Here is a 19,543-nt window from a genome sequence, read left to right on the forward strand (position 1 = left end):
TATTTCCGTGGTTCTCGCCGGGGGCGGGACGGCGGGCCACGTCGAGCCCGCGATGGCCGTCGCTGACGCGCTGAAGACCATCGACCCCGCGGTGCGGATCACCGCGCTGGGCACCCAGCGGGGACTCGAGACATCACTGGTGCCGCAACGGGGATATCACCTCGAACTGATCACGCCGGTGCCGCTGCCGCGCAAGGCGAGCCGCGATCTGGTGCGGCTGCCGGCCCGGGTACGGCAGGCCGTCAAGCAGACCAGGGTGGTGCTCGACGACGTGAGCGCCGACGTCGTCGTCGGGTTCGGCGGCTATGTCGCGCTGCCGGCCTACCTCGCCGCGCGCCGCCGGGTGCCGGTGGTGATCCACGAGGCCAACGCCAGCGCGGGGCTGGCCAACCGGGTCGGCGTGCGCTGGGCGCAACGGGTGCTCACTGCGGTGCCCGACTGCGGGCTGCGACACGACGATGTCGTGGGCGTGCCGCTGCGCACGGCGATCGCCGGGCTGGACCGGATGTCACTACGCGCCGAGGCCCGGGCCCATTTCGGGTTCGATGACAACGCGTTGGTGCTGTTGGTGTTCGGCGGTTCACAGGGCGCCCAGTCCATCAATCGGGCGGTGGCGGCGGCCGCGAAAGACCTTGCCGCCGCTGGTATTTCGGTGTTGCATGCGCACGGACCGAAGAACACGCTGGAGCTGCCAGAGCCCGCCGACGGTGACCCCCCGTACGTCGCGGTGCCCTATCTGACCCGGATGGATCTGGCATATGCCGCCGCGGATCTTGCGATCTGCCGGTCCGGAGCGATGACGGTGGCCGAGGTGTCGGCGGTCGGGCTGCCCGCGGTGTACGTGCCGCTGCCGATCGGCAACGGCGAACAACGGCTCAATGCGCTGCCGGTGGTCAACGCCGGCGGCGGGCTGCTGGCCTCCGACGCCGACCTGACGCCGGGCTACATCGCCGAGACCGTCGTGGGCCTGCTCACCGACGCACCCCGGCTGACCGCGATGACGACCGCCGCCGCGCTCGTCGGCCACCGCGACGCCGCCCAGCGGGTTGCCCAGGTCGCGCTCGACATCGCCCACGCCGGGCGGGATGGTCGAGCATGACCGCCCAGAACCTGCCCGACGAGCTGAGCCGGGTGCACATGGTCGGCATCGGCGGCGCCGGCATGTCGGGGATCGCCCGCATCCTGCTTGATCGCGGCGCTCTGGTGTCCGGGTCGGACGCCAAGGAGTCGCGAGGCGTGCTGGCGTTGCGCGCCAGAGGGGCGGTGATCCGCATCGGCCACGACCCATCGTCGCTGGACTTGCTGCCGGGCGGGCCGACGACGGTGATCTCCACCCAGGCCGCTATCCCGCGGACCAACCCGGAACTGGTGGAGGCCCGCCGGCGCGGCATTCCCGTCGTGCTGCGGCCGGTGGTGCTGGCCAAGTTGATGTCGGGCTACCACACGGTGATGGTGACCGGCACGCACGGCAAGACCACGACGACGTCGATGCTGATTGTCGCGCTGCAACACTGCGGGCTTGACCCGTCGTTCGCGGTCGGCGGCGAGCTGGGGGAGGCGGGCACCAACGCTCATCACGGCAGCGGCGACTATTTCGTCGCCGAGGCCGACGAAAGCGACGGATCGCTGTTGGAGTATTCGCCCAACGTCGTGGTGGTCACCAACATTGAGGTCGACCACCTCGATTTCTTCGGCAGCCCGCAGGCCTACACCGCGCTGTTCGACGACTTCACCGCGCGGCTGGCGCCCGATGGCGCACTGGTCGTCTGCACCGACGACGCGGGCGGCGCGGCGTTCGCGGCCCGTGCCGAACACCGCGGTGCGCGGGTGCTGCGGTACGGCAGCAGCCCGGCCGCGGGCAGCGGCGACGCGACCCGGGAAACAACGGCGGACGCTATGGCCGCGGTGCTGCTGACGTGGGAGCAGCAGGGCACCGGCGCGGTCGCGCACGTGCAGTTGGCCGGCGAGTCGCTGCCCCGGGTGATGCGGCTGTCGGTGCCCGGCCGGCACATGGCGCTCAACGCGCTCGGCGCGCTGGTGGCGGCGGTGCAGGCGGGGGCAGAGCCGGAATGCGTGCTCGACGGACTGGCCGGATTCGAAGGGGTGCGGCGGCGCTTCGAGTTGGTGGGCAGCGCCGACTCGGTGCGGGTGTTCGACGACTATGCACACCATCCGACCGAGGTGCGGGCGGTTCTGGCCGCGGTGAAAACCATGCTCGATCAGGCTCGGGGGGAGGAGCGGGGCGACCCCGGGAACGGCACCGAGCGCGGCCGTGCGATCGTGGTGTTTCAACCCCACTTGTATTCGCGCACTGAGGCTTTCGCGGACGAGTTCGGTCGGGCGCTCGACGGTGCCGACGAGGTTTTCGTGCTAGACGTCTATGCGGCCCGCGAGCAGCCGCTGGCCGGGGTCAGCGGCGCGACGGTGGCCGAACACGTCAGCGTCCCGGTGCACTACGTGCCCGACTTCTCCGCGGTGGCCGGCAAGGTCGCCGACGCCGCCCGGCCTGGCGACGTCGTGATCACGATGGGCGCCGGCGACGTCACGATGCTTGGCAACGAGATCCTGATTGCGCTGCGGGTCAAGGCCAACCGCAGCTCACCTGGTGGTCGGCCGGGGGCGGTGTGGCGATGACCGATCCCGACCTCGCCGGCGAAGCGCCGCCCGAGACAACCGCTGGGCGGCCGCGGGCGCCCACCGGACAGCAGGCCGAAGACTTCGAGGGCCCGCGGCGGCGTGCCCGACGCGAGCGCGCGCAACGTCGCGAGGCCGAGGCCCGCGCGAGGGCGATCGAGGAGGCCCGTCGCGAGGCCAAGCGCCGGGCATTCCGGTTGCCGGGCAGCGAGACCAAACCCGTCGCGCGGGGCACCGTTCGGGGACTGAAGGTGTTGACGTGGGCGGTGCTGCTGACGGTGGTGGCGGTCGGGCTGGGCCTGCTGCTCTATTTCACGCCGGTGATGGCGGCCCGCAACGTCGTGGTCGAGGGCATCGCGGCAGTGCCGCGCGACGAAGTCGTGCAGGCGGCCGCCGTGCGGCCGGGCACGCCGCTGCTGCAGATCGACACCGACGTGGTGGCCGACCGCGTCGCCACCATCCGGCGCGTGGCAAGCGTACGAGTGCAGCGCGAATACCCGTCGTCGCTGAGGGTCACCATCGTCGAGCGAAACGCGGTGACGGTCAAGGATTTTCCCGACGGCCCGCATCTTTACGACCGCGACGGCGTGGATTTCGCGACCGCACCGCCGCCGCCCGGCCTGCCGTACCTCGACGTCGACGCGCCCGGGCCCAGCGATCCGGCGACCAAGGCGGCGCTGCAAGTGCTTACCTCGCTGCGGCCCGAGGTCGCCGGGCAGGTCGGCCGCATCGCCGCGCCGTCGGTCGCGTCGATAACGCTGACGCTGGCCGACGGGCGTGAGGTGATCTGGGGCACCACCGACCGCACCGACGAAAAGGCCGAGAAGCTGGCCGCGCTGCTCACGCAGGTGGGCCACACCTATGACGTGTCCAGCCCGGATTTGCCAACCGTCAAGTAGCGATCGGTGACCGGGAACCGGCCGAAAAATGTGTCGGCGACACGGCGCGCCTGCATGGATACCACCCGGGGCGGCCATACCGTTCTGTTTGCGCGGACCAACTTGACATAACTCTAAGCCTCTGGTTGAGGTTGAGGGTTTGCCAGGTTGACCGCCACCCGACGTCCAACTGGGAGGAAAGCGATCGATGACCCCCCCGCACAATTACCTCGCCGTCATCAAGGTCGTCGGCATCGGCGGCGGTGGCGTGAACGCCGTCAACCGAATGATCGAACACGGCCTCAAGGGCGTGGAGTTCATCGCGATCAACACTGACGCGCAGGCCCTGCTGATGAGCGATGCTGACGTCAAACTCGACGTCGGGCGCGACTCCACCCGTGGACTGGGCGCCGGCGCAGACCCCGATGTCGGGCGCAAGGCCGCCGAGGACGCCAAGGACGAGATCGAGGAGCTGCTGCGCGGCGCTGACATGGTATTCGTTACCGCCGGCGAGGGCGGCGGCACCGGCACCGGCGGCGCGCCGGTGGTGGCCAGCATCGCCCGCAAGCTGGGGGCGCTGACCGTCGGCGTGGTGACGCGGCCGTTCTCGTTCGAGGGCAAGCGCCGCAGCACGCAGGCCGAGGCCGGCATCGCCGCGCTGCGGGAAAGCTGCGACACGCTGATCGTGATTCCCAACGACCGGCTGCTGCAGATGGGCGACGCCGCCGTGTCGTTGATGGACGCGTTCCGCAGCGCCGACGAGGTGCTGCTCAACGGGGTCCAGGGCATCACCGACCTGATCACGACGCCGGGCCTGATCAACGTGGACTTCGCCGACGTCAAGGGCATCATGTCCGGGGCGGGCACCGCGCTGATGGGCATCGGCTCGGCCCGCGGCGACGGCCGCTCGCTCAAGGCCGCCGAGATCGCCATCAACTCGCCACTGCTGGAGGCGTCGATGGAAGGCGCGCAGGGCGTGCTGATGTCCGTCGCGGGCGGCAGCGACCTGGGCCTTTTCGAGATCAATGAGGCCGCCTCCTTGGTGCAGGAGGCGGCCCATCCCGAAGCCAACATCATCTTCGGCACAGTCATCGACGACTCGCTGGGCGACGAGGTGCGGGTGACGGTCATCGCGGCCGGGTTCGACGCAGGCATCCCGAGCCGCAAGCCGGTGGTGGGGGCGGGTATCGCGGCCGGGCGGGCCGGCGCGGTCGCCTCCACCGTGTTCGAGCCCGCCGACGCGGCGAGCGTGCCGGGCCACACCAACGGCGCGACGGTGCGGGTCGGCGGCGACGACGACGACGACGTCGACGTGCCGCCGTTCATGCGCAAGTGATCGGCGGCGGCCCGCCGGCGCACCGCAATACTTGAGACCGTGACCGTTCGTGTGCGGCGGGTGACCACCACCCGCGCCGGCGGCGTTTCCGCGCCGCCGTTCGACTCCTTCAACCTCGGCGACCACGTCGGCGACGATCCGGCCGCGGTGGCAGCCAACCGGAAACGCCTAGCGAGCGCAATCGGGCTGGACGATGAGCGCATCATCTGGATGAACCAGGTGCACGGTGACCACGTCGTGACGGTCGGCGGCCCGCGGGATGGCGCCGTCAACGACACCGATGCGCTGGTGACCGCCACACCGCGGCTGGCGCTGGCGGTGGTGACCGCCGACTGCGTGCCGGTATTGATGGCGGACGCCCGCGCGGGCGTCGTCGCGGCGGCGCACGCCGGCCGGGTCGGCGCCCAAAAGGGTGTGGTGGTGCGCGCCGTGGAGGCGATGCGGGCAGCCGGCGCGCACGCCGAGGACATCTCGGTGCTACTCGGCCCGGCGGTCAGCGGCCGTAATTATGAGGTGCCCGAGGAAATGGCCGCGGAAGTCGAGGCCGCGCTGCCGGGCAGCCGCACGACAAGCGCCAACGGCACCGCGGCCTTGGACCTTCGCGCCGGAATCGCCCGCCAATTAACAGGTTTGGGCATCGAGGCCATCGACGCCGACCCGCGGTGCACTGTCGCCGACCGCAGCCTGTTCAGCCATCGTCGGGACAATCCGACCGGTCGCCTTGCCTCGCTGATATGGATGGAATGACGGCCGCCAGACAAGCGCAATTAGCGGATGCGTTGGCGTCCGTTCGAACGCGACTGAAAGACGCCGCAACGGCTGTCGGTCGCAATGCCAGCGAAATCGAATTGCTGCCAATCACGAAATTCTTCCCGGCTACCGATGTGGCGATTCTTTCGCAATTGGGTTGCGAATCTTTTGGCGAATCCCGCGAACAAGAAGCCGCCGCGAAGGCGGCCGAGGTTGCGACGCTGGTGCGAGCCCCGGTGCGTTGGCACATGGTTGGGGTCATTCAGCGCAACAAAGCCCGCTCAATCGCCGAGTGGGCCTACGCCGCGCACTCGGTGAGCACTGCGCGGGTCGTCACTGCGCTGCAGCGCCACGTCGCGCGGGCGCTGGAGGACGGCAGGCGCAGCGAGGCGCTGCGGGTCTACGTGCAGATCAGCCTCGACGGTGACGTGTCGCGTGGCGGGGTCGACATCTCCAAGCCCGACCTCGTCGATGAGATCTGCGCCCAGGTGGCCGCCGGCGATGGCCTTGAACTGGTCGGGCTAATGGGCATTCCGCCGATGGATTCCGACCCCGACGAGGAGTTCGCAAAGCTGGCCGCCGAGCACCGCCGGGTGCTGCGTGCACACCCTGAGGCGGTGCAATTGTCGGCCGGCATGTCTGCGGACCTGGAAATTGCCGTGACACACGGTTCGACCTGTGTGCGTGTCGGTACCGCGCTACTGGGGCAACGACCGCTAACGTCACCATGAGTAGTCACTCCTGTCACACGTTCATCACGACACCAGCCGCCGGAAGGGTAACGCGATGAGTACGCTGCACAAGGTCAAGGCCTACTTCGGCATGGCGCCGATGGAGGACTACGACGATGAGTACTACGACGACGACGACCGCAGTCCAGCGCGTGGTTACCCGCGACGTACCCGCGACGACCGGTTCGATGACGACGGGTACGGCCGCCGCTACGACGACCGTCCGGCTGGCCGGGACTACGACGGCGACGACGACTATCCGGGCGGCTACCGCAGCGGATACCGCGACGAGCCGCGCTTCCGTCCACGCGAATTCGAGCGGCCACCGCGCTTCGGCGCGCTGCGCGGCTCCACCCGTGGCGCCCTGGCGATGGACCCGCGCCGGATGGCGATGCTGTTCGACGAGGGTAGCCCGCTTTCCAAGATCACCACGCTGCGCCCGAAGGACTACAGCGAGGCGCGCACCATCGGCGAGCGGTTCCGCGACGGCACGCCGGTGATCATCGACCTGGTTTCGCTGGACAACGCCGACGCCAAGCGGCTAGTCGACTTCGCGGCGGGGCTGGCATTCGGGCTGCGGGGCTCGTTCGACAAGGTCGCCACCAAGGTGTTCCTGCTGTCGCCCGCCGACATCGACGTCACCGCCGAGGAACGCAGGCGCATCGCCGAGGCCGGCTTTTACGCCTACCAATAGCGGCGTCGAAAGGGTGGGGCACCTGCCGCTCGCGGGGAGAGCGAAGCGGGCCGGGATTCGACGCCGGTAGGCTGGCGAGGGCCGTCTGATGCGTGCCGCAGGCGGTGTCGTCAAAGTCACATTTGGTAGTGAGGTCAGGGCCAGTTGCGGCTGTTTTTCGAGATCTTGGGTTTTGCCCTGTTTGTTTTCTGGCTGCTGCTGATCGCTCGGGTCGTGGTGGAGTTCATCCGCTCGTTTTCCCGCGACTGGCATCCGCGCGGATTCACCGTGGTGATCCTCGAGATCATCATGACCGTCACCGATCCACCGGTGAAGTTGCTGCGGCGCATCATTCCGCAGCTCACTGTCGGTGCGATCCGCTTCGACCTGTCGATCATGGTGCTGCTGCTGGTCGCGTTCATCGGCATGCAGCTGGCCTTCGGCGCGGCCGCTTGAACCCGGGGCCGGAACCTGGGCGCGGCAATGCCTCGGCCGGCTCGGGCAACGATTTCGAGCGATCTGAATTGACGCGGCAAGATTGAAATTACTTCTTAATTATCGTCCTCGCCTGCAACCGGCGGGTCTGATGTGACAGGATGGACGCCAGTTACAGTCCGGCTATCACATCGGTCTACACTTCGAGATCAGGCTCGACCGGTCCAGACCTTGAGGGGGCAGCCAATGCCGCTAACACCCGCCGACGTTCACAATGTCGCTTTCAGCAAGCCGCCCATCGGCAAGCGGGGTTACAACGAGGACGAGGTCGACGCGTTTCTCGATCTTGTGGAGAACGAGCTTACTCGACTGATCGAGGAAAACTCGGATCTTCGGCAGCGCGTCGCCGAGCTCGATCAGGAGCTGGGCACGGCACAGTCGGGTGCGGGTGCCGGTGCGACGCAAGCGATTCCGCTGTATGAGCAGCAGCCCGAACCGCAGCCCGTCTACGAGCCGCCGCCGCACCAGCCCGCGCCCGGACTGGCCGACGAAGACCAGAACCTGAAGGCGGCGCGAGTGCTAAGCCTCGCGCAAGACACAGCCGACCGGCTCACCGGCACAGCGAGGGCGGAGGCCGACAAACTGCTGTCCGACGCTCGGGCGAACGCGGATCAGATCCTCAACGAGGCGCGACACACCGCCGAGACCACGGTCGCCGAGGCCCGTCAACGCGCCGACGCGATGCTGGCTGACGCGCAGAGCCGCTCGGACACCCAGTTGCGGCAGGCGCAGGAAAAGGCCGACGCGCTGCAGGCCGATGCCGAGCGCAAGCACTCCGAGATCATGGGCACCATCAACCAGCAACGCACGGTGCTGGAGGGTCGCCTCGAGCAACTGCGAACCTTCGAACGCGAATATCGCACCCGATTGAAGACCTATCTGGAGTCACAGCTCGAGGAGCTCGGTCAGCGCGGCTCGGCCGCTCCCGTCGATTCCAGTGCGAACGCCGACAGCGGCGCCTTTAATCAATTCAACCGGGGCAACAACTAGCCGCTGCGGTGGAAAGCGCCCGTCCCTTCGGTGGAGGGAGTGATCGATGCTGATCGTCGCGCTGGTGATGGCCGTCATCGGGCTTGCCGCGCTCGTTACCGCCGTCGTCACCAGCAATGAAGTCATCGCGTGGGTCTGCATCGGCGCCAGCGTGATCGGTGTGGTGCTGTTGATCGTGGACGCACTGCGTGAGCGTCAGCGCCGCGACGCCCAGACCGCCGGCACCGACGAGGACACCGCGGCGCAGGAAACCCAGCCGGATCAACCGACCGAAACCTTCGACGCCGAATACCCCGACGAGTCGACGGCCGCGGAGCCCGAACACGACGCCGTCGCGGAGACCGCGACGAACGAGGACTCCGGCGAGAGCAACAGCCGGTCCGGCTCAGGTTAGGGCTGGCCTTATTCGGTCGCCTCGATGGTCGGGGTGTGGAGCAGTTCGCGCACTTCGTCGTCGCTGGTCTGGCGGAAGTCGTCGTAGTACTCGCCGACCGCCATGAACGACGAGGGCATCGCGGCCATGACAACGTCGTCGGCGAGCTGGACCAGCTGCTGCTGTGCGGACGGCGGTGCGACCGGCACCGCGACGACGATCTGCGCGGGTCCCGCCGCCCGGATGGCCCGCACCGCGGCGGTCATGCTTGCGCCGGTCGCGATCCCGTCGTCAACGAGAATGACGATCTTGTCGGCGAGCTCCAGCGCTGGCCGCCCGCCTCGGTACGCGCGCTCGCGGCGCTCAAGTTCCTCGGTCTCGCGGTCGATGACCGTCTGCAGTTGCTCGTCGCTGATCCGCAGGCTGCGCACCACCTCGTCGTTGCGCACCACGCCGCCGCCGCTGGCCAGGGCCCCCAAGGCAAGTTCGGGCCACCGAGGCGCACCGAGCTTTCTGACCACGAAGACATCCAGTGGCGCGCGCAGACCGGCGGCGACCTCCCACGCGACTGGAACGCCGCCGCGGGGCAGGCCGAGGACGAGGAGATCCTTCTTGCCGCGGTAGATCTGCAGAGCCTCGGCGAGAACCTGACCGGCCTCGCGGCGGTCCCGATATGTGCGTCCCGGAGCGTGTCGCGGGAAGCCACCCAACCTGCCCATGCACTCGCTCTTTCAGTGTTCGTGACACCACCAGAGTACGACGCGACGACCGCGCGACCTCGGGTTTCGGCGCCGTCGCGGCGATTATCTGGCCGGCGGTGACGGTGGCGCGTCGCCCGGGGCGACCTCCGCGGCAATGCGCCTGAAGGCGGTGTCCGCCGAGTTGGCGTAGTTGCCCTGGTCGTCGAACGCGGCCGGGTCGTAGGTGGCCGCGACCGCGATCGCGATCTTCTGCGACGGCAGGTAGGCCTCGACCGCGGAATACCCGGCGAACAGCGGGTTCTGCAGCAACCAGTTACCGGAAATCACGATGCCCAGCCCATACGTATAGCCGTCGTTCATTTCCGCGCACGTGGGGCACCCCGGCTGCACGTGGGTCTTGCCGCGAAGATCGGCGGAAACCATTTTCTTGTACGACTCCGGGGAGAGCAGCTTGCCCGAGCCAACGCCGACCGCGGTGGCCTCCAGGTCGTAGATGTTGGTGGTCTGAATGGCGCCGTGGGTGATCGTCCAGGACGGGTTCCAGTACGTTGACTCCTCGTAAAATGGTGTACCGCTTGGGATCTTGAGAAAAGCGCGCCGCTCCGACGTGAACGCGTGCAGCGCAGGGTAAGGGATCGCCGGGGTATCGGAGTCGGCGGTGCTCTTCAAGCCCAGCGGGGCAAGCACCTTGTCCAGCAATAACGTTCGCATGTCCTGGCCGGTGGCCTTCTCGAGTGCCAGACCCAGCAGTATGTAGTTGGTGTGCGCGTAGTTCCAGTTCGTGCCCGGCTCGTACAGCAGCGGACGCGACGAGATCTGGCCGAGTATGTCCTGAGTGCTCCACTGGCGGAACGGGTTTGCGTAAAGCTCGGCGGTGAACGCGTCGTTTCCCAGCACGTAGTCGGGGTATCCGGACGTCATCTGGGCCAGCTGACCCAGCGTCACCAGGTCCGCGTGTGGGAAATCGGGAAGCCACTTCGACAGCTTGTCGTCGAGGCTCAGCTTCTTCTCGTCAACGAGCCGCAGCAGCAGCGTGGACACATACGAGATCGCCACCGCGCCGTTGCGGAACTGCATGTCGGCGGTTGCGGGCACGCCGCTCATCGAGTCGCCGACGGCCCGGGTGACGATCTCCTTGCCGTTTGCGGTAACGCGCACGATCACCGCCTTCAGGTGCGCCTGCGCCATCGTGTCGCGGACGATGGTCATCACCGCGTCGGCCTTGGCCGGGTCGGCGGACGGGGTGGGCGGCGGCTCATTCGGCGATCCGCAGCCGACCAGAACGGCGAGAACACAAACCAGCGATCCCAACCACCGTGCGACGGTCATACTTGAGCTTGGCAGATGAAGGACTTTTACGTCATCGCGGTTGCCCTCACTGTGGCGCTGCATTTCGCCTTCCTCGCCTATCTGGTGGTGGGCGGTTTCCTTGCGCTGCGCTGGCGCTGGACCATTTGGCTGCACGTGCCAGTCGTGGTCTGGGGAGTGGGCATCGTCATGCTGCGATTCGATTGCCCGCTGACCTGGCTGGAACAGCGCGCACGCCGCGGGGCCGGCATGCGGCCGCTGGCACCGGAAGGTTTCATCGACCACTACATCACCGGTGTGCTGTATCCGGCGAACTACGTCGGCGTCGTGCAAGTCGTCGTCTTCGCGATTGTCGTCGCCTCGTGGCTTGGGTTCGGGGCGGCCATCGCGTGGAGGTTGGCGTGGTGGAAGTCGACGGCGGAGTAGTTGACGGCACGCTGACCGGGGGCGGAGGTTGACGCCGCCGACGCATCGTATCGCGTCGTTTTCGATGCGGCACGTGTGGCCGACGGTCCGGTGTGCAGATTGCCTTTGCCGGAACGGATTTGCAGCGCAATGCACTCGATGTGGGCGGCGGGTTCGGCGTGCCACACTCATCCACTATCTGTCAGACAGCCTGGCAGCTAGTCGGCCTAAGCCCGGTTAGTCTCGGATCGGGGGCGAACAACAATTCAGGCGAACAACGACTCATAGGAATTCGATGGCCACACTGCCCAGCACCCCCGGTTCTGCCACATCGCAGCCAACCGCCGAACACCTTCACCGCGAGGACGAGGGTTATCACAAGGGCCTGCGCCCCCGCCAATTGCAGATGATTGCGATCGGCGGGGCGATCGGCACGGGTCTGTTCCTCGGCGCGGGCGGGCGGCTCCACACGGCGGGGCCGGGGTTGTTCCTGGTGTATGCGGTGTGCGGCGTGTTCGTTTTCTTGATTCTGCGGGCGCTGGGCGAGCTCGTGCTGCACCGTCCATCGTCGGGTTCGTTCGTCTCGTACGCGCGTGAATTCTTCGGCGAGAAGGCCGCTTACGTGGTCGGCTGGATGTACTTCCTCAACTGGGCCATGACCGCCATCGTCGACACCACCGCGATCGCAACGTATTTCCATTACTGGCACCTATTCGGCGTGGTCCCGCAATGGACTCTTGCGCTGATCGCACTCGTGGCCGTTTTGTCGGTCAACATGATCTCGGTGAGATGGTTCGGCGAGATGGAGTTTTGGGCGGCCCTGATCAAGGTGCTGGCGCTGATGACGTTCCTCGTCGTCGGAACCATCTTTTTGGCCGGCCGCTATCAGGTCGACGGCCGAAGCACGGGGTTGAGCCTGTGGACCGGACACGGCGGGCTGGTCCCGACCGGGATTCTGCCGCTGCTGATCGTGACGTCGGGTGTCGTGTTCGCCTACGCCGCAGTCGAATTGGTCGGCACCGCGGCCGGCGAGACGGCCGAACCCGAGAAGATCATGCCCCGCGCGATCAACTCCGTGATCGCACGTATCGCGATCTTTTACGTCGGCTCGGTCGCCCTGCTGGCACTGCTGCTGCCCTACACCACCTACAAGGCCGGCGAGAGCCCGTTTGTCACGTTCTTTTCGAAGATCGGATTCGGCGGCGCAGGCGATCTGATGAACATCGTCGTGCTCACCGCCGCGTTCTCGAGCCTGAACGCCGGGCTGTATTCGACCGGGCGCATTCTGCGCTCGATGGCGATGAACGGCAGCGCCCCAAGGTTCACTTCGAGAATGTCGAAGCGGGGCGTGCCGTACGGCGGCATCGTGCTGACCAGTTTGATCTGCCTGTTCGGTGTCGTGCTCAACGCGTTCAACCCGGGCCAGGCGTTCGAGATTGTGCTCAACATGTCGGCGCTGGGCATCATCGCATCGTGGGCCACTATCGTGCTGTGTCAGCTGCGGCTCCACCGGTTGAGCAACGCCGGGCAGATGCGGCGGCCCCGATTCCGGATGCCCTTCGCCCCATACACCGGCTATCTGACCCTGGTGTTCCTGGCCGCGGTGCTGGTGCTGATGGCCTTCGACAAGCCGATCGGCACCTGGACGGTCGCGACGATCATCGTGCTCATCCCGATGTTGATCGGCGGCTGGTATCTGGTGCGCAACCGGGTGACGGCGGTGGCCCGCGAGAGAATCGGCTACACCGGCGAATTCCCGGTGGTGGCCAACCCACCCGCGGACCCGAACGACTAAGGGGTGAATCGATGACCCGCAACCGATACGCGGCCAGGCCGCCGCTGTACGGAATGCTGATGGTGTTTCTCGCCATGGCGATCGTCGCCGTCACCGCGTACGCGCACGCCGGTTGGTGGTCGATCCTCGGCTACGCCGTCGCCGCGGCCATTGCGGTCGGCGGTTTCGCGCTCGCGTTCCGCGACTTGTCCTGACTCGTGACCATCAGCGTGTTACAAGGAGACCGCCACCGGCGGGCCGGCCGTCAACGTGTCGATGAACTATGACGGCTGCTGACCCTGCCAGTCACCCTTGGCCATGACGGCGGCCACGCGCAGGTCTGGGTCGAGTACGACCAGGTCGGCGTCCACGCCGGCGCGCAGCCTTCCGACGTGGTCGAGCCCGACCGCCGTCGCCGGAGTTGCCGACGTCATGTGCACCGCCGCGAGCAATGCTCGGTCGTCAACGGAGCCGAATTGTTCGAGCGCGGTGCGGAACAGCCGATCCATGGTCGCGGTGCTGCCGGCGATCGTCGACGTCCCGCGCACCCGGGCCACGTGGTCGACGACCTCGACCTCCACTGCCCCCAGCCGGAATGCGCCGTCGGCCAATCCTGCCGCCGCCATGGCGTCGGTGATCAGCGCGACCCGGTCCGATCCCGCGGTTTCGATGACCTGCCGCACCAGCGCGGGGTGGAGGTGAACGCCGTCGGCGATGAGCTCGCACGTCACCCGGGGATCCTCGAGCAGTGCCAACGCCGGTCCGGGCTCGCGGTGGTGTAGCGGCCGCATCGCGTTGAACACGTGGGTTCCGACGGTCACGCCCGCGCTGATTGCCTGCCTGGCCTCTTCGTAGGTGGCGTCGGTGTGCCCAATCGCGACCACGACGCCGGCCTCGACAAATCGTTTGATCGCCGCGCGGCTTCCGGGAAGCTCGGGAGCCAGCGTGACCATCCGGATCGCGCCGTCGCCGGCGGCGAGCAGGGCATCGATTTCTGCGAGACCCGGTGGCCGCAACAGGTTTCTATCGTGGGCGCCGCATCGTGCCGAGCTCAGCCACGGTCCTTCGAGATGGATGCCGGCGACAGCGCCCTGCCGGGTCATATCGGCTAGCACCCGGACGGCGTGCAGCAGCGCATCGGGGGCGGCGGTGACCAGGCTGGCCAGCGTGGTCGTCGTGCCGTGACCGCGGTGGAAGGTAACCGCCCTGGCGATGTCCGCCCGTCGCCCGTCGGTGTACGACGCTCCGCCGCCGCCGTGCACATGCATGTCGACGAAGCCGGGCACCACGACGGCATCGGGAAGATCGACGTCGGCATCGCGGGGCGGTGCGCCGGCCCCGCAGGCGGTGACCCGCGGACCAACTATGTCCAGCCATCCCGGTCGGCAGATCTGCCCGTCGAGGACGACAGTGCCAGCGCCGATCAGGGTCACAACGTCTCCGTCACCTTGCGCAGCCCGCGCGGCTTGTCGGGATCACCGCCGCGGGCGATCGCCAAATGCAGCGACAATTGTTGCAGCGGAAGGATTTCCAGCATCGGAGACAGCTCCTCGGGCACGCCGCCGGGCAGCGTGATCCCACCCGTCAACCGCTCCAGCGCCGGTGCTGCGCCAACGCCGAAAACGTCGGCGTTGCGCTCGGCCAGCCGCGACAACACCGGCAGCATCGCCTCGCCGCCGGCGCCTTCCGGGACGACGGCCAGCACCGGCACCTGCGGATCCACGGTGGCCAGCGGCCCGTGCAACAGGTCCGCGCCGGAAAATGCCTGGGCGGACAGGTAAGACGTCTCCATCAGTTTCAGGGCCGCCTCCCGCGCGGTGGCGTAGGAGTAGCCGCGGGCGGTAGCAATCAGCCGCTGCGCGAAGCGGTAGCGCTGGGCGACGATGCGAACGAGCTCCTGGAAACTCAGCACCTGCGCGCCGAGGTCGGGCAGTTGCGCGGCATGGCGACCGTCGCCGCCGCGCCCAAAGTCCAGCAACAGATACAGCGCGAGAAGTTCGGCGGTGTACGACTTGGTTGCCGCGACCGAGCGTTCCGGCCCCGCCAGCACATCGATGTGAATCTCGGCCGTCTCGGCCAGCGGGGAGCTCGAGTTGTTGGTCACCGCGACCGTCAGCGCCTGCTGCCGACGGGCGACCTCGACCGATTGCACCAGGTCGGGGGAGCCGCCGGACTGACTCACGGCGATGTAGAGCACGTCGCGCAGGTCCGGGCGCGCCCCGTAGACGGTCATCGTTGACGGCGAGACAAGACCGGCCGGAAGTGCGTGCGTGATCTCAACGAGATACTTCGCGTACAGCGCCGCATGGTCGCTGGTGCCGCGGGCAACGAACAACACGAATCGTGGTGCCCGTCGGGCGATTTGGGCGGCCGCGGCGCGGATCGCCTCGGTACCGTCGCCGAGCAAACGACGCCACACCTGCGGTTGTTCGGCGATCTCCGCGGCCATCAGCGTGCCAGGTGTGTCGAGGTCGGCGGTCGAGGTCACGGTTGCTCCCTGGGGTCGTGGTGTTCAAGCAGTCGCCGCGCTAGTTCGACGGCGCCGCAGACCGGGTCGACCGCCAGCACTCGAACGTCGGTGAGATGGCGCTGGGCAAGTCGTCGGCGCACGATTTCCTGAAGGGTGGGCTGGTGCACGGCGAGCCCGCCGGCAAGCACGACGGGACCGGGCAACCCCAGCCGGCCGGCGACAGCAATCGCGAGATCGGCAAGCGCCCCCGCGGCCTCTTCGACGATCCGGGTGCTCGTCGGATCGCCGTCCCGCGCCAGCGCGAAAACCACCTGGGAACGACCGGCCCAGTACCGGCGATCCGGCTGAGCGTAGAAGTGGTCGAGGAGTTGGCCGGCAGATTGCAGCCCGCAATCGGCCACCAGTCGCTGAGCGAGGCGGTCGGCCGGTTCACCGCGGTCGAGTCGCGCGAGGCTGCGTCGCAAGGCTTCGCGAGCCACCCAGTACCCGCTGCCTTCGTCGCCGAGCAGGTAGCCCCATCCGCCTGCACGGGCGCATCGCGCGCCGCTTCGCCCCCAGGCGACCGAGCCGGTGCCGGAAATCAACGCGATGCCGTCGACGACGCCGGCCGCGGCCAGGATCAGCTGCGTGTCGTGCACCACCCGGATCTGTGCGGTGGGCAGACGTTCGATCAGCAGACCCCGCAGCATCGCCTCGGTCGTCGTCGTGTCCACGCCGGCCGCGCCCGCGCAAACCGCTTGAATATCGTTGGCGCCCAATCGCTTCAGGATGACGTCGAGTTGACGCCCCGCCTCGGCGGGGCCCACGGACGCGACGTTGGCGCTGCCGGCCAGCGCCTCGCCGACGGTGCCGCCGTCCTCGGCCCGCAGCCCGTGCGTCTTGGAGCCGCCGATGTCGAGTCCGAGGACGGCGCCGGGTGTCACGGCCGTTCGCTCACGGTGGTCTGTTCGGCGGGCCACTTGCCGGCGTTTTCCCAGAAATGCCGGATGTCTTCTAGTTGCCTGCCCTTGGTCTCGGGCGCAAACCGGTACACGAATGCGAACGCCGCCACCGCAAGCGCGCCGAACACAGCGAAAGTGCCTGCGCCGCCAAGCGCGTTCAACGTGGACAGGAAGACGCCGGCGACGATCGCATTGCCCACCAGATCCGACGTGAGCATCGCGCTCGATCCCATGGACCGTAGCCGAGACGGAAAACTCTCGCCCGCGTAAACCCACACCAGCGCGCCGAAGCCGAACGTGAACCCGACCGTGAAGAGCAGCACGCCGAAGAACCCGACGGCCGTGAGCGCGCCGCCGAAGTTTGAGCCGTACAGGAAAACCCCGATCAGCACAGCGTTTGCCAGGATCATCATTCCGATGCCCGACAACAGAATCGGTCGGCGGCCCACTCTATCGACCAGAAGCAGCGAGACGAAAACCGCGGCCAGCGCGGCGACTTGGACCAGTGCGGGCAACACCAGCAGGGCGAAGTTGCCCTGGAAGCCCATCGCCTCGAAAAGCCGCGGGCTGTAGTAGACGATCGCGTTGATGCCGGTGATCTGGATGAAAAAGCCGAGCGCGACAACGAAGATGGTTGCCCGCAGGTATGGCGGGCGCAGCATCTCCACGAGCACGCCGCCGCTTTCCTCCTGCAGCGCGCGCTGAATCTCGGCGAGTTCTCGGTCGACGTCGGTGTCCGGATCCACACGTTGCAGCGTTTGGCGTGCCTGTTCGACCCGGCCCTTGAGCATGTACCAGCGGGCGGTGTCGGGCATGCGAAGCAGCAGCAGCATGACCAACAAGGCGGGTATCGCGGCCAAGCCGAGCATCCAGCGCCAGCTGTGCGAGCCGGCGAGCAGGTAGGCGGCCAGGTAGCCGGTGATGATGCCGACCACGGTGGCCACCTGATAGGCCACCAGCAGCGAACCGCGCACCCTTGCCGGCGCCGACTCGGCCACGAAAACCGGAACGACCACGACCGACACCCCGATCGTGACGCCGAGCAGGAACCGCGCCACCAGAAGCATCGGCACCGACACCGCCAACGCGCTGAGCAACGCGAACGCCGCATAGGTCGCCGCGACCAGCACCATCGACTTCTTTCGCCCGATCGCGTTGGCCAGCACGCCGGCACCGATCGCTCCGGCGATCTGGCCGATCACCACCGCGGTCGTCACCAGCTCCTGCTGCCGGGTGGTCAGGTCGAACTGGTCGGTGATGAACAACAGCGCGCCCGCGATGTTCGACAGGTCATAGCCATAGATGACGCCGACGCTTGCCGCGGTGACGCCCACCACCAGCGCCAGCCGAGACGACGCTCGGCTCTCCTCGGTGTTGCCCACGTTGATCCTCTCGGTTCCAGATAACCCTCACCGGCACCGAACCAAGCACATCCGCCGCGCTACTTCCAGGTCAAGGTGGCGCTGCAGGAACTCGTCACGTGTCGGAACCTTGTCGCTGGACCGATCGGCGCGGACGAAGCAGGCCAAACCACCAACGGACCCACGCTGCCGGACCCGCGAGAAGAATTGTGTCCGAGGGGGGACTTGAACCCCCACGCCCGTTAATAGGGCACTAGCACCTCAAGCTAGCGCGTCTGCCATTCCGCCACTCGGACCTGTACCAACCATGCGGGTTGGGCAGCTAAGGCTATCGGATCCAGGTACCCGGACCCAAACCCTCCGCTCACCTCCAATGGTAGGAAGAAACACTGTGACCCGTCCCGTCGACGAGGTGGTCGGCCTCGTCAGCGCGCTGATCCGGTTCGACACCACCAACACCGGCGAGCCGGAGACCACCAAGGGTGAGCGGGAGTGCGCGCACTGGGTGGCCGAACGCCTGGCCGAGGTCGGCTATGAGACCGAATATGTTGAGGCGGGGCGCGCGGGGCGGGGCAACGTGTTCGCGCGGCTGCCCGGCGCCGACTCCAGCCGCGGGGCGCTGATGGTGCACGGACACCTCGACGTGGTGCCCGCCGAGCCCGCCGACTGGACCGTGCATCCGTTCTCCGGTGCGGTCGAGGATGGCTACGTGTGGGGCCGCGGGGCCGTCGACATGAAGGACATGGTCGGGATGACGCTCGCCGTGGCCCGGCACTTCAAACGCAATGACATCGTCCCGCCGCGTGATTTGGTATTCGCGTTCGTCTCTGACGAGGAGGCCGGCGGAAAGTATGGCTGTCAGTGGCTCGTCGACAACCGGGCGGACCTGTTCGACGGCGTCACCGAGGCGATCGGGGAGGTCGGCGGCTTCTCGCTGACGATTCCGACCCGCGACGGTGGCGAACGCAGACTGTATCTGATCGAAACCGCCGAGAAATCGATGATGTGGATGCGGCTCTTCGCCCGCAGCCGCGCCGGGCACGGCTCGATGCTGCACGACGAGAACGCCGTCACCGCGGTCGCCGAGGCGGTCGCACGGCTTGGCCGCCATCGCTTCCCGCTGGTGATGACCGACGCCGTCACGCAGTTTCTGGACGCGATCACCGAGGAGACCGGGTACACCTTCGACGTGGAGTCCCCCGACCTGGATGGAGCAATCGAAAAGCTGGGACCAATCGCACGCGTCGTCGGCGCCACACTGCGCGACACCGCCAACCCGACGATGCTGAAGGCCGGCTACAAGGCCAATGTCATACCCGCCACGGCGGAGGGGGTCGTCGACTGCCGAATCTTGCCGGGGCGGCAGGCCGCGTTCGAGCGGGAAGTCGACGAGTTGATCGGCCCAAGCGTCACTCGCGAGTGGATCACCGAACTGCCCTCCTATGAGACCACCTTCGACGGCGAGCTGGTGGATGCAATGAACGCCGCGATCCTGGCCGTCGATCCCGACGCGCGCACCGTGCCCTACATGCTCTCGGGTGGTACCGACGCAAAGGCGTTCGCCCGCTTGGGAATTCGTTGCTTCGGATTCGCTCCGCTGCGGCTTCCACCCGAGTTGGATTTCACGGCTCTGTTCCACGGCGTCGATGAGCGGGTACCCGTTGATGCGCTTCAATTCGGCACCAAGGTGCTGGAACACTTTCTGACCCACTGCTGACCAAGG

The 19,543-nt window shown here is 67.5% G+C and carries 20 protein-coding genes, 1 tRNA gene and 1 pseudogene; 15 read left to right on the forward strand and 7 right to left on the reverse strand.

Annotated features, from left to right (window positions below; all coding sequences use genetic code 11):
* Position 1: 1 nt before the first annotated feature.
* The 10 genes from murG to VE759_RS22600 all read left to right on the forward strand — a co-directional run bounded on the left by murG (position 2) and on the right by VE759_RS22600 (position 8,881).
* Entirely contained in the window at positions 2 to 1,099 is a 1,098-nt protein-coding gene (murG, locus tag VE759_RS22555) for an undecaprenyldiphospho-muramoylpentapeptide beta-N-acetylglucosaminyltransferase (RefSeq protein WP_414687983.1), read from the forward strand.
* Positions 1,096 to 2,634, forward strand: coding sequence for a UDP-N-acetylmuramate--L-alanine ligase (gene murC / locus VE759_RS22560; protein WP_324936598.1), 1,539 nt, complete (start codon positions 1,096 to 1,098; stop codon positions 2,632 to 2,634). The genes murG and murC overlap by 4 nt, the downstream gene beginning before the upstream one ends.
* Complete coding sequence (locus tag VE759_RS22565) at positions 2,631 to 3,533, forward strand: cell division protein FtsQ/DivIB (RefSeq protein WP_324936600.1); 903 nt, start codon at positions 2,631 to 2,633, stop codon at positions 3,531 to 3,533. The genes murC and VE759_RS22565 overlap by 4 nt, the downstream gene beginning before the upstream one ends.
* A 187-nt stretch (positions 3,534 to 3,720) precedes the next feature.
* Entirely contained in the window at positions 3,721 to 4,848 is a 1,128-nt protein-coding gene (ftsZ, locus tag VE759_RS22570; RefSeq protein ID WP_324936602.1) for a cell division protein FtsZ, read from the forward strand.
* A gap of 39 nt (positions 4,849 to 4,887) precedes the next feature.
* Complete coding sequence (gene pgeF, locus VE759_RS22575; protein ID WP_324936603.1) at positions 4,888 to 5,595, forward strand: peptidoglycan editing factor PgeF; 708 nt, start codon at positions 4,888 to 4,890, stop codon at positions 5,593 to 5,595.
* Entirely contained in the window at positions 5,583 to 6,329 is a 747-nt protein-coding gene (locus VE759_RS22580) for a YggS family pyridoxal phosphate-dependent enzyme (protein ID WP_324936604.1), read from the forward strand. Before pgeF ends, VE759_RS22580 begins: the two co-directional genes overlap by 13 nt.
* 55 nt (positions 6,330 to 6,384) lie before the next feature.
* Entirely contained in the window at positions 6,385 to 7,023 is a 639-nt protein-coding gene (locus VE759_RS22585) for a cell division protein SepF (RefSeq protein WP_324936606.1), read from the forward strand.
* A 144-nt stretch (positions 7,024 to 7,167) separates the two neighbouring features.
* Positions 7,168 to 7,458, forward strand: a complete 291-nt coding sequence (locus tag VE759_RS22590; RefSeq protein WP_324936608.1) for a YggT family protein — start codon at positions 7,168 to 7,170, stop codon at positions 7,456 to 7,458.
* A gap of 225 nt (positions 7,459 to 7,683) precedes the next feature.
* Complete coding sequence (locus tag VE759_RS22595) at positions 7,684 to 8,487, forward strand: DivIVA domain-containing protein (RefSeq protein ID WP_324936610.1); 804 nt, start codon at positions 7,684 to 7,686, stop codon at positions 8,485 to 8,487.
* Positions 8,488 to 8,533: 46 nt separating this feature from the next.
* Positions 8,534 to 8,881, forward strand: a complete 348-nt coding sequence (locus tag VE759_RS22600) for a DUF308 domain-containing protein (RefSeq protein WP_324936611.1) — start codon at positions 8,534 to 8,536, stop codon at positions 8,879 to 8,881.
* An 8-nt stretch (positions 8,882 to 8,889) separates the two neighbouring features.
* On the opposite strand, the gene VE759_RS22605 is transcribed toward VE759_RS22600, so the two are convergent.
* Together VE759_RS22605 and VE759_RS22610 are read right to left on the reverse strand one after the other, a co-directional pair.
* Positions 8,890 to 9,579, reverse strand: a complete 690-nt coding sequence (locus tag VE759_RS22605) for a phosphoribosyltransferase (protein WP_324936613.1) — start codon at positions 9,577 to 9,579, stop codon at positions 8,890 to 8,892.
* A gap of 84 nt (positions 9,580 to 9,663) precedes the next feature.
* Positions 9,664 to 10,890 carry a serine hydrolase domain-containing protein gene (locus VE759_RS22610; protein WP_324936615.1) on the reverse strand — a complete coding sequence of 409 codons (1,227 nt, stop codon included), beginning with the start codon at positions 10,888 to 10,890 and terminating at the stop codon, positions 9,664 to 9,666.
* Positions 10,891 to 10,905: 15 nt separating this feature from the next.
* Here VE759_RS22610 and VE759_RS22615 point away from each other — a divergent pair, with 15 nt between their 5' ends.
* The 4 genes and pseudogenes from VE759_RS22615 to VE759_RS22625 all read left to right on the forward strand — a co-directional run bounded on the left by VE759_RS22615 (position 10,906) and on the right by VE759_RS22625 (position 13,263).
* Complete coding sequence (locus tag VE759_RS22615) at positions 10,906 to 11,295, forward strand: DUF2784 domain-containing protein (RefSeq protein ID WP_324936616.1); 390 nt, start codon at positions 10,906 to 10,908, stop codon at positions 11,293 to 11,295.
* 39 nt (positions 11,296 to 11,334) lie between these two features.
* Positions 11,335 to 11,496, forward strand: a pseudogene (locus tag VE759_RS22975) (hypothetical protein); the annotation flags it as partial.
* Positions 11,497 to 11,569: 73 nt separating this feature from the next.
* Positions 11,570 to 13,069: an amino acid permease gene (locus VE759_RS22620; protein ID WP_324936617.1), complete on the forward strand. Its 1,500-nt coding sequence runs from the start codon at positions 11,570 to 11,572 to the stop codon at positions 13,067 to 13,069.
* Between the two features lie 11 nt (positions 13,070 to 13,080).
* Complete coding sequence (locus VE759_RS22625) at positions 13,081 to 13,263, forward strand: hypothetical protein (protein ID WP_324936618.1); 183 nt, start codon at positions 13,081 to 13,083, stop codon at positions 13,261 to 13,263.
* Positions 13,264 to 13,329: 66 nt separating this feature from the next.
* Here the strand turns inward: VE759_RS22625 and nagA are convergent, their stop codons facing one another.
* The 5 genes from nagA to VE759_RS22650 form a co-directional block, all read right to left on the reverse strand.
* Positions 13,330 to 14,481 (reverse strand): N-acetylglucosamine-6-phosphate deacetylase, encoded by a 1,152-nt coding sequence (nagA, locus tag VE759_RS22630; RefSeq protein WP_324936620.1) that lies wholly within the window; start codon positions 14,479 to 14,481, stop codon positions 13,330 to 13,332.
* The gene (locus VE759_RS22635) at positions 14,478 to 15,497 is read right to left on the reverse strand and encodes an SIS domain-containing protein (protein ID WP_324936706.1); all 1,020 of its coding nucleotides are present in this window, start codon (positions 15,495 to 15,497) and stop codon (positions 14,478 to 14,480) included. Before VE759_RS22635 ends, nagA begins: the two co-directional genes overlap by 4 nt.
* A 35-nt stretch (positions 15,498 to 15,532) precedes the next feature.
* The gene (locus VE759_RS22640) at positions 15,533 to 16,441 is read right to left on the reverse strand and encodes an N-acetylglucosamine kinase (RefSeq protein WP_324936622.1); all 909 of its coding nucleotides are present in this window, start codon (positions 16,439 to 16,441) and stop codon (positions 15,533 to 15,535) included.
* On the reverse strand, positions 16,438 to 17,841 hold the full coding sequence (locus VE759_RS22645; protein WP_324936624.1) for a sugar porter family MFS transporter: 1,404 nt from the start codon (positions 17,839 to 17,841) through the stop codon (positions 16,438 to 16,440). The genes VE759_RS22640 and VE759_RS22645 overlap by 4 nt, the downstream gene beginning before the upstream one ends.
* 189 nt (positions 17,842 to 18,030) lie before the next feature.
* Positions 18,031 to 18,116, reverse strand: a tRNA-Leu gene (locus VE759_RS22650).
* A 77-nt stretch (positions 18,117 to 18,193) separates the two neighbouring features.
* On the opposite strand from VE759_RS22650, the gene VE759_RS22655 reads away from it, so the two are divergent.
* Positions 18,194 to 19,537 carry a M20/M25/M40 family metallo-hydrolase gene (locus VE759_RS22655; protein ID WP_324936626.1) on the forward strand — a complete coding sequence of 448 codons (1,344 nt, stop codon included), beginning with the start codon at positions 18,194 to 18,196 and terminating at the stop codon, positions 19,535 to 19,537.
* Positions 19,538 to 19,543: the final 6 nt, after the last annotated feature.

The organism is Mycobacterium sp. (assembly GCF_035640695.1).
GTDB lineage: Bacteria > Actinomycetota > Actinomycetes > Mycobacteriales > Mycobacteriaceae > Mycobacterium.

Excerpts from the sequence above, each read along its gene's own strand:
- murC (WP_324936598.1), top strand. The coding sequence starts at position 1,096 with ATGACCGCCCAGAACCTGCCCGACGAGCTGAGCCGGGTGCACATGGTC.
- VE759_RS22565 (WP_324936600.1), top strand. The coding sequence starts at position 2,631 with ATGACCGATCCCGACCTCGCCGGCGAAGCGCCGCCCGAGACAACCGCT.
- ftsZ (WP_324936602.1), top strand. The coding sequence starts at position 3,721 with ATGACCCCCCCGCACAATTACCTCGCCGTCATCAAGGTCGTCGGCATC.
- VE759_RS22580 (WP_324936604.1), top strand. The coding sequence starts at position 5,583 with ATGGATGGAATGACGGCCGCCAGACAAGCGCAATTAGCGGATGCGTTG.
- VE759_RS22585 (WP_324936606.1), top strand. The coding sequence starts at position 6,385 with ATGAGTACGCTGCACAAGGTCAAGGCCTACTTCGGCATGGCGCCGATG.
- VE759_RS22595 (WP_324936610.1), top strand. The coding sequence starts at position 7,684 with ATGCCGCTAACACCCGCCGACGTTCACAATGTCGCTTTCAGCAAGCCG.
- VE759_RS22600 (WP_324936611.1), top strand. The coding sequence starts at position 8,534 with ATGCTGATCGTCGCGCTGGTGATGGCCGTCATCGGGCTTGCCGCGCTC.
- VE759_RS22605 (WP_324936613.1), bottom strand. The coding sequence starts at position 9,579 with ATGGGCAGGTTGGGTGGCTTCCCGCGACACGCTCCGGGACGCACATAT.
- VE759_RS22610 (WP_324936615.1), bottom strand. The coding sequence starts at position 10,890 with ATGACCGTCGCACGGTGGTTGGGATCGCTGGTTTGTGTTCTCGCCGTT.
- VE759_RS22615 (WP_324936616.1), top strand. The coding sequence starts at position 10,906 with ATGAAGGACTTTTACGTCATCGCGGTTGCCCTCACTGTGGCGCTGCAT.
- VE759_RS22620 (WP_324936617.1), top strand. The coding sequence starts at position 11,570 with ATGGCCACACTGCCCAGCACCCCCGGTTCTGCCACATCGCAGCCAACC.
- VE759_RS22625 (WP_324936618.1), top strand. The coding sequence starts at position 13,081 with ATGACCCGCAACCGATACGCGGCCAGGCCGCCGCTGTACGGAATGCTG.
- VE759_RS22635 (WP_324936706.1), bottom strand. The coding sequence starts at position 15,497 with ATGGCCGCGGAGATCGCCGAACAACCGCAGGTGTGGCGTCGTTTGCTC.
- VE759_RS22655 (WP_324936626.1), top strand. The coding sequence starts at position 18,194 with ATGGTAGGAAGAAACACTGTGACCCGTCCCGTCGACGAGGTGGTCGGC.